This window comes from Pseudomonas sp. NPDC089407 (assembly GCF_044900445.1).
Taxonomy (GTDB): Bacteria; Pseudomonadota; Gammaproteobacteria; order Pseudomonadales; family Pseudomonadaceae; genus Aquipseudomonas.
Genome location: NZ_JBJDNB010000002.1, coordinates 68,766 through 84,588, shown reverse-complemented (window position 1 = coordinate 84,588; position 15,823 = coordinate 68,766). Strand labels below are relative to the sequence as shown.

Here is a 15,823-nt window from a genome sequence, read left to right as displayed (position 1 = left end):
TGTTGCGCCTACCACTACTGCTTTGAAACTTAGAAGTTGCCCTGGACCCACTTCTTGAAGCGCTCAAGCACTGGGGCCTTCGGTTCATCGCCATAGCTGTTGTTGCTGCTGTTGGTGTTACCGGTCAGGACCAGGTCCTCGGACTGCTTGAGCAGGCCGTAGGTGAGCAAGCCCACGCCGGTGGAATAGATCGGGTTGCGCACCACGTCGCTCAGCCCCCGAACGCTGTGCGGTACGCCCAGGCGAACCGGCATGTGGAAGATTTCCTCGGCCAGTTCCACGGCGCCTTCCATCTTCGCGGTGCCGCCGGTGAGGACGATGCCGGCTGGCACCAGGTCCTCGTACCCGCTGCGGCGTAGTTCGGCCTGGATCAGGGTGAAGAGCTCGTCGTAACGCGGCTCCACCACCTCGGCCAGGGCCTGGCGCGACAGCTCGCGCGGTGGGCGGTCGCCCACGCTTGGCACCTTGATGGTCTCGCCAGCGCCGGCCAGTTTGGCCAGGGCGCAGGCGTAGCGGATCTTGATTTCTTCGGCGTACTGGGTCGGCGTACGCAGGGCCATGGCGATGTCGTTGGTCACCTGGTCGCCGGCAATCGGGATGACCGCGGTATGACGGATCGCGCCCTCGGTGAAAATGGCGATGTCGGTGGTGCCGCCACCGATGTCCACCAGGCACACACCCAGCTCTTTTTCATCGTCGGTCAGCACCGAGTAGGCCGAGGCCAGCTGCTCGAGAATGATGTCGTCGATTTCCAGGCCGCAGCGGCGCACGCACTTTTCGATGTTCTGTGCAGCATTCACCGCGCAGGTGACCACGTGAACCTTGGCTTCCAGGCGCACGCCCGACATGCCCAGCGGCTCGCGTACGCCTTCCTGGTTGTCGATCACGTAGTCCTGCGGCAGGGTGTGCAGCACGCGCTGGTCAGCCGGGATCGCCACGGCCTGGGCCGCGTCGAGCACCCGCTCCAGGTCAGCCACACTGACCTCGCGGTCGCGGATGGCGACAATCCCGTGGGAGTTCAGGCTGCGGATGTGGTTACCGGCCACGCCAACGAACGCCGAGTGAATACGGCAGCCGGCCATCAGCTGCGCTTCTTCGACAGCGCGCTGGATCGACTGCACGGTGGACTCGATGTTCACCACCACGCCTTTTTTCAGGCCGCGGGACGGATGGGTGCCGATGCCGACAATTTCCAGCGTGCCGTCTTCGCCCACTTCGCCGACCAGCGCCACCACCTTGGAGGTGCCAATGTCCAGCCCGACGATCATTTTGCCGCTATGCGCGTTTGCCATGGTCCTGCCTCTCTCTAATTCTTCGCAACGGCGGGTTGGGCCGTCGTCGGTGCAATCGGTTCCCGCCAACCAACGGCAAGTCCGTTGGAATAACGCAGATCAATGCGGGCGATAGTGGTGATCTGGTCTTTGAGTGTCTTGTCGTAAATGGCAATGAAACGGCGCATCTTCTCCACCAGATGGTCGCGCCCCAACAGCAGCTCGATGCCTGGCCCGGCACTGCTCGCGCCCGTGGTCAGGAACCAGCTGCCTCGCTCGCGCAGCTCCAGGCGAGCGATGGAAAAGCCCAGGGGGCGCAGCATCTGGCTCAATACCTGATACTGCTGCATGACTTGTTGCTGGGCACGCTGCGGCCCGGCCAGCTGCGGCAGGTGCTCGTAGTTGGCCAGTTCACGCGGGGTGAACGCCTGGCCCTGGTTGTTGAGCAAGGCTTCGTCACCCCAGCGTGCCACCGGCAGCTGCTCTTCGAGGCGGATCACCACCTCGTCGGGCCACACCCGGCGCACTTCGGCATGGGCGATCCAGGGCATCTGCTCAAGCTCTGCACGCATCGCCGGCAGGTCGACGCTGAAGAAGCTCGCCGCCACGTAAGGCGCGATACGCTGCTGCACCGACTGCTGGCTGATGTAGCTGAGGTCACCTTGCACGTCGATCTTGGTGATCGGCCGGTCGGCGTACGGCATCAGGCGAATGGCACCCTCGTAGGCACCAAAACCTGCCGCCACCAGCAGCACTGGCCACAGCAGGCGCTTGAGGCCGCCCAGGCTTGGCCGCGGCAGGCGCGCCGATACGGGCTCGTCGGCCACCAGCCGGCTGGCACCACGCGGCACCGGCTTGCTACGGCCGGTGACGGGTTGCTGCTGACGTATCATTGCGCCTTGCATGATGATTAACCTCGCGTCGCCACGCTTTCAGCCAGGATTGCCAGCACCAGTTGCTGGAAGTCCAGGCCAGCCGCGCGGGCCGCCATGGGCACCAGGCTATGATCAGTCATGCCGGGTGCGGTGTTGACTTCGAGCAGCCAGAACCGGCCCTGCTCGTCCTGCATCACGTCCAGCCGCCCCCAGCCTTCGATGCCAATGGCATCACAGGCGCGGGCGGTCAGGTCGATCAGTTCCTGTTCCTTGGCGCTATCCAGCCCGCACGGGATGCGGTACTGGGTATCGTTGGCGATGTACTTGGCGTCGTAGTCGTAGAACACGTGCGGTGTACCCAGGGCGATCGGCGGCAGCACCTGGCCGCGCAGTACCGCGATGGTGAACTCCGGGCCGTGGATCCACTGTTCCACCAGTACCTGGGAATCGTATTGGGCGGCGTCCTTCCAGGCGGCGACCAGTTCCTGGGCGCTGTTCACCTTGGCCATGCCGATGCTAGAGCCTTCATGGGCGGGTTTGACGATAAGCGGGAAGCCCAGTTCCGTACTGGCCTGCAAACAATCGTTTTCGCTCGCCAATACCGCGTGGCGCGGGGTCGGAATACCCAGGCTCTGCCACACCTGCTTGGTGCGCAGCTTGTCCATGGCCAACGCAGAAGCAAGGATGCCGCTGCCGGTATAGGGGATGCCCAGGCACTCCAGCAAACCTTGCATGCTGCCGTCTTCACCGCCACGACCGTGGAGGATGATGAAGGCGCGGTCGATCTTCTCGCTTTGCAGGCGATCGAGCAGGTCGTCACCGACGTCGATGGCGACCACGTCGACACCGGCAGTGGTCAACGCATCGATCACGGCGGCGCCGGACTTCAGCGACACTTCGCGCTCGGCACTCTTGCCGCCGTACAGCACGGCAACGCGGCCGAACGCTTTCACATCCAGGGTCGAGTGCAGTTTTTCGTAGGCGCTGGTCATTTCGACTTCTCCTGCTTGGCGCCAGCGAACAGCGGGCTTTTCATCAGTTGCGGGGCCAGCCCGCCAACGTCACCGGCACCCTGGCAGAGCAGGATGTCGCCAGCGCGCAGCAGTGGCTTGACCAGCGGTGCCAGTTCGGCGCCACGTTCGATGTAGATCGGGTCCAGCTTGCCGCGCTGGCGGATGCTGTGGCACAGCTGACGGCTGTCGGCACCCGGGATCGGCTCTTCGCCAGCCGGGTAGACCTCCATCAGCAGCAGCACGTTGGCATCGCCCAGCACCTGGACGAAATCGTCATACAGGTCGCGGGTACGGCTATAGCGGTGCGGCTGGTAGACGATCACCAGACGGCGGCTTGGCCAGCCACCGCGCACAGCCTTGATCACGGCAGCCACTTCGGTCGGGTGGTGACCGTAGTCGTCGACCAGCATCACGCTGCCGCCTTCGACCGGCAGCTCGCCGTATACCTGGAAGCGGCGGCCGACGCCCTGGAAGCCGGACAGGCCCTGGACGATGGCTTCGTCAGTGATGCCTTCGTCAGTGGCGATGGCAATGGTGGCCAGGGCATTGAGCACGTTGTGGTTGCCTGGCATGTTCACCGACACTTCCAACGGCTCGCGATCACGGCGCAGCACGGTGAAGTGGGTTTGCATGCCCTGCTGGCGCACGTTGATGGCGCGGATGTCGGCCTCTTCGCTGAAGCCATAGGTTACGGTCGGGCGCTTCACCTGCGGCAGGATCTCGCGCACGACCGGGTCGTCCAGGCACATCACGGCCAAGCCGTAGAACGGCAGGTTGTGCAGGAACTCGACGAAGGTTTTCTTCAGTTTGTTGAAGTCACCTTCGTAGGTCGCCATGTGGTCGGCGTCGATGTTGGTGACCACGGCCACCATCGGCTGCAGGTGCAGGAAGCTGGCATCGCTTTCGTCTGCTTCGGCGATCAGGTAACGGCTGGTGCCCAGCTGGGCATTGGTGCCGGCAGCGGTCAGGCGGCCACCGATGACGAACGTCGGGTCCAGGCCACCGGCGGCAAATACCGAAGCCAGCAGGCTGGTGGTGGTGGTCTTGCCGTGGGTACCGGCAACGGCCACACCGTGGCGGTAGCGCATCAGTTCGGCGAGCATCTCGGCACGCGGCACCACCGGAATGCGCCGCTCCAGGGCGGTGGCCACTTCCGGGTTGGCCGGGTTGATGGCGCTGGATACCACCAGCACATCGGCGGTGGCAGCGTTCTCGGCGCGGTGGCCGACGAAGATTTCGGCGCCGAACGATTCCAGGCGCTCGGTAACCGGCGAGGCTTTCAGGTCGGAACCGGATACTTCATAGCCCAGGTTCAGCAACACTTCGGCAATACCGCACATGCCTACACCGCCAATACCGACGAAGTGAATACGGCGAATACGGCCCATCTTCGGCTGGGGCATGGCTTTCTGGCTCTCAACCATGGGCCACCTCCAGGCAGATATCGACCACGGTGCTGGTTGCTGCGGGTTTGGCCAGGCGCCGTGCGGTGCCTGCCATGACGTTGAGTTTCTCGGGTTGCATCAGCACCTCGTTCAGGCGTTCAGCGAGCTGCGCTGCGCCAGTTGTCGCTTGTGGCATCAGGAAGGCAGCGCCTTCGCGGGCCAGATATTGGGCGTTGTGGGTCTGGTGGTCATCGATCGCATGGGGCAACGGCACCAGCATCGACGGCAGGCCTGCTGCCGCCAGTTCGCTGACGGTCAGGGCACCGGCCCGGCATACCACGATGTCTGCCCAGCCATAGGCTTGGGCCATGTCCTTGATGAAGGGCTCTACCTGGGCCGCGACACCCACCTCGTGATACCGCTCGGCGGTGATCGGCGCGTGTTGTTTGCCGGCCTGGTGGAACACCTCTGGCCGCAGCGCGGCAGGCACCTCGGACAGGGCCTTAGGCAACAATTTGTTCAAGGGTTCCGCACCCAGGCTGCCACCCAGCACCAACAGGCGTGCGCGGCGTGCAGCCAGGGGCGCGCGTTGCGCGTCCATGAACAGCTCCGGGCGCACCGGGTTGCCGGTGGTGCGACGCTTGTCGCTGGCCTCGAAGGTGTTCGGGAACGCTTCGCAGACCCGCGCAGACAGGGGCACCAACAACCGATTGGCGGTGCCGGCCCGGGCGTTCTGCTCGTGGATCACCAGCGGCACGCCGCACAGCCGCGCAGCCACACCACCAGGGCCGGTCACATAGCCGCCAAAGCCCAGCACGCAGACGGGCTTGAGCTGGCGAATGATGCGCCGCGCCTGCAGCACAGCCTTGACCAGGGTGAACGGCGCCTTGAGCAGCGACAGCTTGCCTTTGCCGCGCAGGCCGCTGACCTGGATCAGGTGCAGCGGCAGCCCAGCCTGTGGCACCAGTTCGTTCTCGATGCCACGCGGGGTGCCCAGCCAGTGCACGCTGTAACCACGCGCCTGGAACTCACGGGCGCAGGCCAGGGCCGGGAACACGTGGCCCCCGGTGCCGCCGGCCATGATCAATACGTTTTTGCCGTCAGCGGCCATGACTGGGCTCCTCGGCAAAATCGCTTTCGCTGAATTCATGTTCCTCACTGCCAAGGTGCGTGCGGCTCTCCCACTCGATGCGCAGCAACAGCCCCACGCAGGCGCAGCAGATAACCAACGAGCTGCCCCCGTAACTGAGGAACGGCAAGGTGAGGCCCTTGGTCGGCAGCAGGCCGACGTTCACGCCGATGTTGATCAGGAACTGGCCGATCCACAGGAACGCCAGGCCGAACGCCACGTAGGCGGCAAAGTACTGCTTGGCCTTTTCGGCCCACAGGCCGATGTACAAGGCGCGCACGGTAACGAACACGAACAGCGCGATGGTCACCAGCGAGCCGACCACGCCGAGCTCTTCGGCCAGTACCGAGAACACGAAGTCGGTGTGCGCTTCCGGCAGGTAGAACTGCTTCTGCACGCTGTTGCCCAGGCCGACACCCAGCCACTCGCCACGGCCGAAGGCAATCAGCGCCTGGGTCAGCTGGTAGCCCGAGCCAAACTGGTCGGACCACGGGTCGGTAAAGGTGATCAGGCGCGCCATGCGGTACGGCTGTGCCTGCACAAGGACGAACACCGCCAGCACCGCCAGCACCACCATCAGGCTGAAGCGGAACAGCCCCACCCCGCCGAGGAACAGCATGGCCGCCGCCGCGCCCATCATCACTACGGTGGCGCCGAAGTCCGGCTCCATCAGCAGCAGGGCAGCCATGGGCAGCAGCACGATGAACGGCTTGAAGAAGCCCATCCAGGTCTCGCGTACCTCGGTCTGCCGGCGTACCAGGTAACCGGCCAGGTAGACGACCACGAACACCTTGGCGATTTCCGAAGGCTGCACGTTGAAGAAACTGAAGCCGATCCAGCGCATGGAGCCGTTTACCTCACGGCCGATACCCGGCACCAGCACCAGCACCAGCAGACCGAAGGCGCCCAGCAGCATCAGGAAGCCCATGCGCTGCCAGGTGGCGATCGGCACCAGCATGGTCGTGCCGCAGGCCACCAGGCCGAGGAACACGTACACCAGGTGGCGGTACATGTGGTAAAGCGGGTTGCCCGATTGCACCGCAGCCACTTCCGAGGAGGCCGAGGTGATCATCACCAGGCCCAGGCCGAGCAAGGCCAGGCAGCCTGCCAGCATCGGGAAGTCCAGGTCGATGCCACGGCCGCTGATCAGCGGCGACGGATAGGGCTTGAGGATGCCGAAGATCATGCCAGGCCTCCCGCTGCCTGGGCGAACAGGCGCCCGCGTTCTTCGAAGTTCTTGAACATGTCGAGGCTGGCGCACGCCGGCGACAGCAGCACGGCATCGCCGGCCTGGGCCAGTTCGGCGCATTGCTGTACGGCATCGTCGAGGGTCTTGACCCGCACCAGCGGTACGTCATTACCCAGAGCCTCGGCCAGGCGCTCGGCATCACGGCCCAACAACACCACGGCGCGGCAGAAACGCTTGACCGGTTCGCGCAATGCGCTGAACTCGGCGCCTTTGCCATCACCACCGGCAATCAGCACCAGCTTGCCTTCGATGTCGGCACCCAGGCCTTCGATGGCGGCCAGGGCCGCACCCACGTTGGTGGCCTTGGAATCGTCGTACCAGTTCACGCCGTTACGCTCGCGTACCCACTGGCAACGGTGGGCCAGGCCGCCGAATTCGCGCAGGGCTTCGAGCATCGGCTCGAATGGCAAGCCGGCAGCATGGCCCAGGGCCAGTGCCGCCAGGGCGTTGCTCTGGTTGTGCGCGCCACGAATCTTCAGCTCACGCACCGGCATCAACGTCTGGAACTCGAATGCCAGGTATTTCTCGCCCTCCACTTCGCGCAGGCCAAAGGCCTTGAAGTCAGGCTGGTTGAGGCCAAAGGTCCAGCAGGGGCGACCTTCCACCGGCAGCGGCCGGCTCAGGGCGTCCTGGCGGTTGACCACCACCTGTTTGGCACCACGGAAGATCCGGTGCTTGGCCAGGTGGTAGGCCGGCAGGCCGCTGTAGCGGTCCATGTGGTCTTCGCTGATGTTCAGCACGGTGGCCACTTCGGCGTTGAGTTGGTCGGTGGTTTCCAGCTGGAAGCTGGACAGCTCCAGTACGTACAGCTCGACGTCATCAGCCAGCAGGTCCAGCGCCGGGGTACCGAGGTTGCCGCCCACGGCCACGCGCTTGCCGGCCTTGGCGGCCATTTCGCCGACCAGGGTGGTGACGGTGCTCTTGGCATTGGACCCGCTGATGGCAATGATTGGCGCCTTGGCGTAGCGAGCGAACAGCTCGATGTCACCGGAAAGCTGCACGCCACGCGCCGCCGCCTGCTGCAGGGCCGGTGTAGCCAGGGCGAGGCCCGGGCTCACATACAGCTCGTTGGCGCGGCACAGGAAGTCCACGTCCAGTTCACCACAGCGCACTTCCACCTGCGGGTAATCACGGCGCAGGGTGTCCAGTTCCGGCGGTTGCTCGCGGGTGTCGGCGACCGCAAAGGCAATGCCCCGGTTCGCCAGGAAGCGAACCAGGGACATGCCGCTCTTGCCGAGGCCGACAACGATGCGGAATTGGTCGGAAGCGATCAAAGACACGCTCATCTACCTCAGTTTCAGGGTTGCAAGGCCAATCAGTACCAGGATTACGGTGATGATCCAGAAGCGGACGATCACCCGAGGCTCTGGCCAGCCCTTGAGTTCAAAGTGGTGGTGAATCGGCGCCATGCGGAACACGCGCTTGCCGGTCAGCTTGAAGGAAGCGACCTGGATCACCACCGACAGGGTTTCCACCACGAAAATGCCGCCCATGATGAACAGGACGATTTCCTGGCGCACGATCACTGCGATGGTGCCCAGCGCGGCGCCCAGGGCCAGCGCACCGACGTCCCCCATGAACACTTGCGCCGGGTAGGTGTTGAACCACAAAAAGCCCAGGCCGGCACCGATCAGGGCACCGCAGAACACGATCAGCTCGCCCGAGCCGGGTACGTACGGGATCAGCAGGTATTCGGCGAACTTCACGTTGCCCGACAGGTAGCAGAAGATGCCCAGCGCACCGCCAACCATCACCGTTGGCATGATTGCCAGGCCGTCAAGGCCGTCGGTGAGGTTGACTGCGTTGCTGGAGCCGACGATGACGAAGTAGGTCAGCACCACGAAGCCGACACCCAGCGGAATGGTGGCGTCCTTGATGAACGGCAAAATCAGCGTGGTCTCGACGCTGGTCGGCGCGGTCTTGTACAGGAACACCGCCGCAGCCAGGCCGAACACCGACTGCCAGAAGTATTTCCAGCGGCTTGGCAGGCCACGCGAGTTCTTTTCGATCACCTTGCGGTAGTCGTCGACCCAGCCGATGGCGCCGAACGCCAGGGTGACGATCAGCACCACCCAGACATAGCGGTTGCTCAGGTCGGCCCACAGCAGGGTGCTGATGGCGATGGCCGACAGGATCAGTGCGCCACCCATGGTCGGGGTGCCGGACTTGGAAAGGTGCGATTGCGGGCCGTCATTACGCACGGCCTGGCCGATCTGGCGAATTTGCAGGGTACGGATCATCCACGGCCCCAGCCACAGCGCCAGGGACAACGCGGTCAGTACACCAAGAATCCCGCGCAGGGACAGGTACTGGAAGACCGCGAAGCCTTTGTGGAACTGTTGCAGATACTCGGCCAACAGCAGCAGCATTAATGTTTCTCCCCGCTGGCACCGCACAATGCCGCCACGACGTTTTCCATCGCAGCGCTGCGCGAGCCCTTGATCAAGATAGTGGTGTCGCTGGCATTTTCGGCGCTAACTGCGTCGATCAGCTCAGCTTGAGTAGCGAAATGACGGCCATCGGCGCCGAACGCTTGGACCGCATGTTTCATGTTGGAACCCGCTGCGTACAGGGCGTTGACCTTGCCACGCGCATAGTCGCCCACCTGACGGTGGCCTTCTTCCGCCCATTGCCCCAGTTCGCCGATATCCCCAAGCACCAGGACGGTGCGTCCGGAAAAGCCGGCGAGTATATCAATGGCCGCGCACATGGAGGTGGGATTTGCGTTGTAACTGTCGTCGATCACCCGCACACCGTTTGGCGCGATTTGCGCCACGGTACGGCCCTTGACCGGTTGCACTGCAGCCAGGCCGGCGGCGATGCCGCTCAGGCTCAGACCAACGGCATGCGCAGCGGCGGCAGCGGCCAGGGCGTTGCTGACGTTGTGCTCACCCAGCACATTGAGCTGCACGTCTACCGCTTCACCGGCGCCATGCAGCTTGAACGATGGGCAACCACGGGCATCGCGACCGATGTCCGTGGCATGGAAATCGGCCTTGTCGTTGCTGCGCGCGAAACTGATGACCTTGTGCGCACCGGCACGCGCCTTCCAGACGGCGAAGGCTTTGTCGTCAAGGTTGAGGATGGCGATACCGCCCTCGCCCAGGCCTTCAAGAATTTCGCCCTTGGCCTCGACGATCTTCTCCGGGCCGCCGAACTCACCCACGTGGGCGGTACCGGCGTTGTTGATGATCACCACCTGCGGTTGGGTCAGGCCGACGGTGTAGCGGATTTCGCCAATGCGCGAAGCGCCCAGTTCGATCACTGCGGCGCTGTGCTCCGGGGCGATTTCCAGCAAGGTCAGTGGCGCACCGAGGTCATTGTTCAGGTTGCCGCGGGTGGCGTGCACCAGGCCTCGGGTACGCAAGATGCTGGCAAGCATTTCCTTGACCGTGGTCTTGCCGCTGGAACCGGTAATGGCCACCACCGGCTTGTCGTAAGCGGCGCGGTTCAGGGCGCCGAGCTGGCCCAGGGCCAGACGGCAATCGGCAACCAGCAACTGCGGCAGGTCGACATCAGCGACCTCACGTTCGACCAAGGCAGCGACTGCGCCCTTGGCTTTTACATCAGCCAGGTAGTCATGGCCATCGAAACGCGGGCCGGTCAGGGCGACGAACAGTTGCCCGGCGCTGACGCTGCGGCTGTCTATGCTAACGCCGGTAAAGGTGGCATCGGCGCCGATTTGTTGACCACTCAGTGCTGTGGTCAGCTGGCTGAGTGACAGCGGCTTAAGCATGTGGCGCCTCCCAGGCTGCAAGTGCCTTTTCGGCTTCAATCAAGTCGGAGAAGTCATGGCGCTCGCCATTGATCTCCTGGTAGTCCTCGTGCCCCTTGCCGGCCAGCACGATCACGTCATTGGCGGCAGCGGTGGCAATCAGGTGCGCGATGGCCTCGCCGCGGCCGGCGACGAACTCGACCCCGGCCGGCTTGGCGAAACCAGGGCGGATGTCATCGAAGATACGCAGCGGGTCTTCGGTCCGCGGGTTGTCGTCAGTGACCAGTACGCGGTCAGCCAGGCGCTCGGCTACTTCGGCCATCAGCGGCCGCTTGCCACGGTCACGGTCGCCGCCGCAGCCAAACAGGCACAGCAGCTTGCCGTGGGCATGCGGGCGCAGGGCTTCGAGTACCTTTTCCAGGGCGTCCGGTGTGTGTGCGTAGTCGACCACCACCAGCGGCTTGTCGCCACCACCCAGGCGCTGCATGCGGCCGACAGGACCTTGCAGTTTCGGCGTGACCTTGAGGATTTCGTCCAGCGAATAATCCAGCGCCAGCAGGGTCGCGACAGCGGCCAGCATATTGCTCAGGTTGAAGCGCCCCAACAACTGACTGCGCAGCGTGCGCTCACCCTGGGCGGTGACCAACGTGGCGCTGACGCCATCGTCATCGAACCTGGCCTCAGGGCAGAACAGCGACGCGTCCGGGTTTTCCAGGCTATAGCTGAGCAGCCGGGTCTCGATACGATCGGTAAACGGTTTGCGGGCGAAATCGTCAGCCAGGCGACGACCGAAATCATCATCCAGGTTGACCACCTGGCAACGCAGGCTCGGCCAGGCGAACAGCTTGGCCTTGGCCGCCTCGTAGGCCTGCATGCTGCCGTGGTAGTCGAGGTGATCGCGGGACAGGTTGGTCATGACCGCGATGTCGAATTCCAGCGCGGCGACGCGGCCTTGCTCCAGAGCATGGGAGGAAACCTCCATGGCCACGGCCTTCGCGCCGCCTTTCTTCAGGTCGTTCAGCGTCGCCTGCACGGCAATCGGGTCCGGCGTGGTCAGGCGACCGCTCTGCAGCTCGCCGTAGAAACCGGTGCCCAGGGTGCCGATCAGGCCACAACGCTGGCCAAGCAGATCGAGCGCCTGCGCTACCAGCTGGGTGACGCTGGTCTTGCCGTTGGTGCCGGTCACGCCGACCAGGTTCAGTTGGCGGCTAGGCTCGCCATAGAAGCGCCCGGCAATGTCCGACAGCTGGGCAATCAGACCCTTGACCGGAATCAGCGGCACATCGGTCAGCGGCAGCACGTTGGCGCCCTGCTCTTCATAGGCCACGGCGGCAGCACCACGGGCCAAGGCATCGGCAATGTGCTCGCGGCCATCGACCTTGGCCCCCGGCACGGCCAGGAACAGGTCGCCTGGGCGCACATGGCGGCTGTCCAGGGTCAGTTCACGGATCAGCGGGTCGCGGCTGGCGTGGGCGAACAGCTTGCTTAACGGCATTGTCATTATCCACGCCCTCCCTTGGCGGCTGCTGCGTTGACTTGCGGTTGACCGGCAGGTGCCGGTGCTGCGGGTGGCGGCAGGTTGTCTGGCGGCACGTTCATCAGGCGCAGGGTGCCCGACATGACCTTGCTGAATACCGGCGCCGAAACCAGGCCGCCGAAGTAACCACCTTTGCCCGGTTCATCGATCACCACGACGATGGCATAGCGTGGGTCGCTCATCGGCCCGAAACCGGCAAACAGCGAGCGGTAGGCGTTTTCGGTGTAGCCCTTGGAACCGACGGTGGCCTTACGCGCGGTACCGGACTTGCCGGCCACGTGGTAGAACGGCACCTGGGCGCGGAACACGCCGCGCGGCGCTTCGATCACCTGCTGCAGCATGCCCTGGACGGTTTCGGCGGTTTCCTTCGGAATGGCCTGCACGGCTTCCGGCGCCTTGTCGACCTTGAGGATCGACAGCGGCACCATCTTGCCGTCGTTGGCCAGCGCCGCGTAGGCATGCACCAGTTGCAACGCGGTCACCGACACGCCGTAGCCATAGGACAGGGTCGCGGTCTCGGCTTTGCGCCACTCGCGGTGGTTAGGCAGGTTGCCGACGCGCTCACCCGGGAACCCAAGGCCGGTGTACTGGCCCAGGCCGACCTGGGACATGACCCGGTAAATGGCTTCGCCGCCGATGTCGAAGGCGATCTTGCTCATGCCGACGTTACTGGAGTTGATCAGGATGCCGGTCAGGTCGAGAATCGGGCCCTCGCTGCGCGACACGTCCTTGATGGTGTAGCGGCCGATCTGCAGGCTGCCCGGGTACACCTCGACCTTGTCGCTGGGTTTCCAGCGGCCGCTTTGCAGCGCCGCGCTCATGGAGATCGGCTTGACCGTGGAACCTGGCTCGAACACGTCGATGATGGCCCGGTTACGCATGGCCGCCGGGAACATGCTGCGGCGGTTGTTGGGGTTGTAGGTCGGTTGGTTGACCATGGCCAGGACTTCACCGGTCTTGACGTCCATGATCACCAGGCTGCCGGCCTTGGCGTTCTGTTCGGCAATGGCGTTGCGCAGCTCGCGGGTCGCCAGGTATTGCAGGCGCAGGTCTATCGACAACGCCAAGGTCTTCCCGGCCTTGGCGTTCTTGGTAACCTGAATGTCCTTGATCAGCCGGCCACGCCGGTCCTTGATCACCTGGCGTTTGCCGGGCACGCCGGCCAGCCACTCGTCATAGGCCAGCTCGACCCCTTCGCGACCGTGGTCGTCAAGGTCGGTGAAGCCGACCATGTGCGCAGTGACATCACCGGCCGGGTAGAACCGGCGGAACTCTTCCAGGCCATACACACCGGGCACTTTCAGGTCGAGCACGTGCTGGCCCTGCTCCGGGGTCATGCCACGGACCAGGTAGATGAACTCTTTGTTGGCCTGCTGGGTCAGGCGTTCGATCAACTGCTGTGGGTTTTGCCCCAAGGCTGCGGCCAGTTGCGGCCAGCGCTCCCTGGACGCCTGCATTTCCTTGGGGTTGGCCCACAAGGTGGTGACCGGGGTACTCACGGCCAAAGGCTCACCGTTGCGGTCAGTGATCAGGCCACGGTGTGCAGGAATAGGGATATGGCGCAGGCTGCGCGCATCGCCCTGGCCCTTGAGGAAGTCACGGTCAACCACCTGCAGGTCGATGATGCGCCAGCAAATGGCACCCACCATGATTGCCAGCAAACCGATCACCACGCGGAAGCGCCACGGGTACAGTGCGCCTTCGAGCTTCATCATGGCGCCACCATCCGTACTTCGTCAGCCGAAGGTACCCGCATATTCAGCTGTTCGGAGGCGAGATTTTCGATACGGCTGGCGGCGGTCCAGGTGCTTTGCTCGAGGATCAGCCGGCCCCACTCGGCCTGGGCCTTGTCGCGCTCGCTCAATTCACCGTACAGGGTGTTGAGCAGCTGACGGTTCCAGTGCGCGCTGTAGGACACCGCAATGGCCGAAACCAGCACGCCAACAAACAGCAGAAGCATCACGAAGCTTCCGCCTGGCAGGGGCTTGGCAAACAGCCTGCTCACCGCAGCTTCTCCGCCACACGCATCACGGCGCTGCGCGACCGTGGGTTGGCCTTGAGCTCGGCTTCAGAGGCGAACTGGGCTTTGCCGATGAGTTTGATCTTCGGCTCGAAGACTTTGTGCTGAACCGGCAGGTTGCGCGGCAGGTTGTCCGCCTCGCCTTTCACCAGTTTGCGCATGAACAGTTTGACGATACGGTCTTCCAGCGAGTGGAAGCTGATGACCGCCAGGCGACCGCCGATTTCGAGCGCATCCAGTGCAGCCTCAAGACCGGTTTCAAGGTCACCCAGCTCATTGTTGACGTGGATACGCAGGCCCTGGAAGGCGCGCGTGGCCGGGTTCTTGCCCTTCTCCCAGGCGGGGTTGGCCACCTTGAGCACTTCTGCCAGGTCGGCAGTACGGGTGAACGGCTGCTTTTCGCGGCGCTCGACCACGGCACGCGCCATGCGCCCGGCAAAACGCTCTTCGCCGTATTCCTTGAACACGCGAGCGATTTCTTCCACCGGTGCCGTGGCGATGAACTCGGCGGCACTGATGCCCTGGTCCGGGTTCATGCGCATATCCAGCGGGCCGTCATTGAGGAAGCTGAAACCACGCTCGGGGTCATCCAGCTGCGGCGAGGACACGCCCAGGTCCAGCAGCACGCCGCTGACCTTGCCATGCAGGCCACGCTCGGCCACTTCCGCGCCCAGCTCGGCAAAGCTGCGCTGCACAATGACAAAGCGGCCGTCTTCGGCCGCCAGCGATTGACCGGTGGCAATCGCTTGTGGATCTTTGTCGAAGCCCAGCAGCCGCCCTTGCGGCCCAAGCTTGCTGAGAATAAGCCGGCTGTGTCCGCCACGGCCGAAAGTGCCGTCCAGATAGCAACCGTCGGCGCGCAGGGCCAATGCCTCGACAGCTTCGTCGAGCAGGACGGTAATGTGGTTGAAGCCGCTATCTATGGTCACAGGATCAGGTCACGCAATTCGTCGGGCATGGCGCCCGGTTGTTGAATAGCTGCAAGGTCGGCTGCCGAAACCGCGTTCCAGGCATCTTCATCCCACAGCTGGAATTTGTTCAGTTGCCCCACCAGCATCGCCTTCTTGTCGAGCTTGGCGTACTCACGCAGGCGGGGCGGCACCAGGAAACGCCCACTGCCATCGAGCTCCAGGTCAACCGCATTACCAATCAGCAAGCGCTGCAGGCGGCGGTTTTCCTCACGCAACGATGGCAAGGCACGCAACTTGGCTTCTATCTGTTCCCACTCATCGAGGGGATAAACACACAAGCAGGGGTCCACAGCGTCGATGGTCACGATCAGCTGACCATTGCAACGCGAATCGAGCTCGTCACGGTACCGGCTCGGCATGGCGAGACGGCCCTTGGCATCGAGGCTGACGGCGTTGGCTCCGCGGAACACGGCTGCGATTCCCCACAATGTTATCTTTTTTGTGCCAGAAAACCCACTTCATCCCACTTTCTGCCACTTGCGCACACTATAGGAATCCGCCCGCAGCACCGTCAAGGCACGTTCGGAAGGAAAAGCCTTACAGGACCGAGATTTAGCGTCACAAAAGAATGTGGAAGGACTACCACAGAGAAAAAAACACGAGAAAAATCAAACCCACGCAAGCGAATGGAGTTCGAAGTTAAAGTAATTTATTAAGA

General features: G+C 63.7%; 14 protein-coding genes. All 14 read right to left on the bottom strand.

The window, feature by feature from the left end; all coding sequences use genetic code 11:
* Positions 1–29: 29 nt before the first annotated feature.
* The 14 genes from ftsA to mraZ are packed head-to-tail and all read right to left on the bottom strand — an operon-like array spanning position 30 to position 15,575.
* Positions 30–1,292 carry a cell division protein FtsA gene (gene ftsA, locus ACI2KG_RS02370; protein ID WP_103449232.1) on the bottom strand — a complete coding sequence of 421 codons (1,263 nt, stop codon included), beginning with the start codon at positions 1,290–1,292 and terminating at the stop codon, positions 30–32.
* A 14-nt stretch (positions 1,293–1,306) separates the two neighbouring features.
* Positions 1,307–2,176 (bottom strand): cell division protein FtsQ/DivIB, encoded by an 870-nt coding sequence (locus ACI2KG_RS02365; protein ID WP_012274056.1) that lies wholly within the window; start codon positions 2,174–2,176, stop codon positions 1,307–1,309.
* A gap of 5 nt (positions 2,177–2,181) precedes the next feature.
* Positions 2,182–3,138: a D-alanine--D-alanine ligase gene (locus ACI2KG_RS02360; protein ID WP_400614534.1), complete on the bottom strand. Its 957-nt coding sequence runs from the start codon at positions 3,136–3,138 to the stop codon at positions 2,182–2,184.
* Entirely contained in the window at positions 3,135–4,583 is a 1,449-nt protein-coding gene (gene murC / locus ACI2KG_RS02355) for a UDP-N-acetylmuramate--L-alanine ligase (RefSeq protein ID WP_010952455.1), read from the bottom strand. Before murC ends, ACI2KG_RS02360 begins: the two co-directional genes overlap by 4 nt.
* The gene (murG, locus tag ACI2KG_RS02350) at positions 4,576–5,655 is read right to left on the bottom strand and encodes an undecaprenyldiphospho-muramoylpentapeptide beta-N-acetylglucosaminyltransferase (RefSeq protein ID WP_404660646.1); all 1,080 of its coding nucleotides are present in this window, start codon (positions 5,653–5,655) and stop codon (positions 4,576–4,578) included. Before murG ends, murC begins: the two co-directional genes overlap by 8 nt.
* The gene (gene ftsW / locus ACI2KG_RS02345) at positions 5,645–6,859 is read right to left on the bottom strand and encodes a putative lipid II flippase FtsW (protein WP_404660645.1); all 1,215 of its coding nucleotides are present in this window, start codon (positions 6,857–6,859) and stop codon (positions 5,645–5,647) included. Before ftsW ends, murG begins: the two co-directional genes overlap by 11 nt.
* A complete protein-coding gene (murD, locus tag ACI2KG_RS02340; protein WP_400614527.1) occupies positions 6,856–8,202 on the bottom strand; it encodes a UDP-N-acetylmuramoyl-L-alanine--D-glutamate ligase in 1,347 nt (448 codons plus the stop codon). Before murD ends, ftsW begins: the two co-directional genes overlap by 4 nt.
* 6 nt (positions 8,203–8,208) lie before the next feature.
* Positions 8,209–9,291, bottom strand: a complete 1,083-nt coding sequence (gene mraY, locus ACI2KG_RS02335) for a phospho-N-acetylmuramoyl-pentapeptide-transferase (RefSeq protein WP_404660644.1) — start codon at positions 9,289–9,291, stop codon at positions 8,209–8,211.
* The gene (gene murF / locus ACI2KG_RS02330) at positions 9,291–10,658 is read right to left on the bottom strand and encodes a UDP-N-acetylmuramoyl-tripeptide--D-alanyl-D-alanine ligase (protein ID WP_404660643.1); all 1,368 of its coding nucleotides are present in this window, start codon (positions 10,656–10,658) and stop codon (positions 9,291–9,293) included. Before murF ends, mraY begins: the two co-directional genes overlap by 1 nt.
* Entirely contained in the window at positions 10,651–12,138 is a 1,488-nt protein-coding gene (locus tag ACI2KG_RS02325) for a UDP-N-acetylmuramoyl-L-alanyl-D-glutamate--2,6-diaminopimelate ligase (RefSeq protein ID WP_404660642.1), read from the bottom strand. Before ACI2KG_RS02325 ends, murF begins: the two co-directional genes overlap by 8 nt.
* Entirely contained in the window at positions 12,138–13,886 is a 1,749-nt protein-coding gene (locus ACI2KG_RS02320) for a peptidoglycan D,D-transpeptidase FtsI family protein (protein ID WP_404660766.1), read from the bottom strand. Before ACI2KG_RS02320 ends, ACI2KG_RS02325 begins: the two co-directional genes overlap by 1 nt.
* Entirely contained in the window at positions 13,886–14,179 is a 294-nt protein-coding gene (gene ftsL, locus ACI2KG_RS02315) for a cell division protein FtsL (RefSeq protein WP_400614520.1), read from the bottom strand. The genes ACI2KG_RS02320 and ftsL overlap by 1 nt, the downstream gene beginning before the upstream one ends.
* Positions 14,176–15,123 (bottom strand): 16S rRNA (cytosine(1402)-N(4))-methyltransferase RsmH, encoded by a 948-nt coding sequence (gene rsmH / locus ACI2KG_RS02310; protein WP_404660641.1) that lies wholly within the window; start codon positions 15,121–15,123, stop codon positions 14,176–14,178. Before rsmH ends, ftsL begins: the two co-directional genes overlap by 4 nt.
* Positions 15,120–15,575 (bottom strand): division/cell wall cluster transcriptional repressor MraZ, encoded by a 456-nt coding sequence (mraZ, locus tag ACI2KG_RS02305; RefSeq protein ID WP_004575120.1) that lies wholly within the window; start codon positions 15,573–15,575, stop codon positions 15,120–15,122. The genes rsmH and mraZ overlap by 4 nt, the downstream gene beginning before the upstream one ends.
* Positions 15,576–15,823 lie beyond the last annotated feature (248 nt).